The organism is Phyllobacterium sp., from assembly GCF_037994425.1.
GTDB lineage: Bacteria > Pseudomonadota > Alphaproteobacteria > Rhizobiales > Rhizobiaceae > Phyllobacterium.
Genome location: NZ_JBBNAM010000221.1, coordinates 1 through 1,302, shown reverse-complemented (window position 1 = coordinate 1,302; position 1,302 = coordinate 1). Strand labels below are relative to the sequence as shown.

Genomic DNA, 1,302 nt, shown 5'->3' with positions numbered 1-1,302 from the left:
GTGCCATGACGTCCGGGCAGAAATGCCGGCCCGGCGGTTGACTAAAGCGCGTCGCCCGTTTTTTGATTCAGGTTCTCGAATCGGCCGATTTGTGATTCCTTCGTAGCTGGAAGGAGACCGATCATGGGCAAATCACATCCGATCGAGTTGCGTTCCCGTGTTATTGCATTCGTTGAAGAGGGCAACACCCATCGCGAGGCGTCCCGTCATTTCCGGGTGTCGCCTCGATTTGTGAATAACCTTGTTATCCTGAAGCGGGAGACGGGCTCTCTGTCGCCGAGACGACAGGGTCATATTGGTGGCGGCAAGTTAAGTGACCACGGTGCGTGGTTTCGTGAACGTATGGCTGAGAAGGGTGAATTGACGCTTGATGAATTGTGCGTCGAGCTTGCCGAGCGCGGCGTAATTGTGCATCGCTCGAGCGTCGGCCGCATGTTGCACCGGCTCGGGTTAAGCCACAAAAAAAAGCCTGATGGCAAGCGAGCAGCTTCGTCCGGAAATCGCCCGGGCGAGAAGTCTATGGATCGAAAGGCGCAAGCCGTTTTTTGATAAGGCCCTGGCACGCCTCACTTTTATCGATGAGACGTCGACGAGCACAAAGCTGACAAAACGCTCCGGTTGGTCGTTACGGGGTCACCGTTACCGCAGTCATGCGCCTTTCGGATCCTGGAAGACGCAGACGTTTATCGCTGGCCTCAGATCGCATTCCATGGTCGCGCCATGGATTGTCAACGCACCAATGAATGCCGAGATATTCGAGACTTGGATCGAAACGCAACTTGTCCCAACTCTATCAAAGGGCGACATCGTCATTGCCGATAATGTCCGTTTCCACAAAAGCCAAAAGGCCGAAAAACTCATCAGACAAACCGGTGCCAGGCTGCTGTTCCTACCGGCCTATTCGCCCGACTTGAACCCAATCGAGATGGCCTTCTCGAAACTCAAGTCGCTCCTACGAAAGAAAGCCGCAAGGAGCTTCGACGCAATATCGAATGCCCTCAGCGACATCTGCGCATTGTTCTCCGTTGACGAATGTCGAAACTACTTCAAGGCCGCAGGGTATGAGGCGATTTAGATGCGACAAGCTTTAGTGTGGGTGCAGCCGACGCTGATTGCCGAGATTGAGTACCGCGCTTGGACGCATGACGGCAAGCTACGCCATGCGTCCTATAAGGGGCTGCGCGAAAAGCAGGATAATGGGGCGGTCTACGAATTGGACGATCCTGCCTAATTGGTCACCAGCCTGATCTGTTCCCGCGGTATGTCTCTGGCTGCGGCGAAGCCTCGTGGGCTTCTGCGAGT

2 protein-coding genes and 1 pseudogene are annotated in these 1,302 nt (G+C 54.9%); all 3 read left to right on the top strand.

The genetic code is table 11. The features are described from left to right. Positions 1-123: 123 nt before the first annotated feature. A complete protein-coding gene (locus tag AAAB35_RS15575) occupies positions 124-549 on the top strand; it encodes a winged helix-turn-helix domain-containing protein (protein ID WP_246733819.1) in 426 nt (141 codons plus the stop codon). After that, the gene (locus tag AAAB35_RS15570; protein WP_246734392.1) at positions 473-1,075 is read left to right on the top strand and encodes an IS630 family transposase; all 603 of its coding nucleotides are present in this window, start codon (positions 473-475) and stop codon (positions 1,073-1,075) included. The genes AAAB35_RS15575 and AAAB35_RS15570 overlap by 77 nt, the downstream gene beginning before the upstream one ends. A 3-nt stretch (positions 1,076-1,078) precedes the next feature. Next, positions 1,079-1,231 (top strand): annotated as a pseudogene (locus AAAB35_RS15565) (ATP-dependent DNA ligase); the annotation flags it as partial. Positions 1,232-1,302 lie beyond the last annotated feature (71 nt).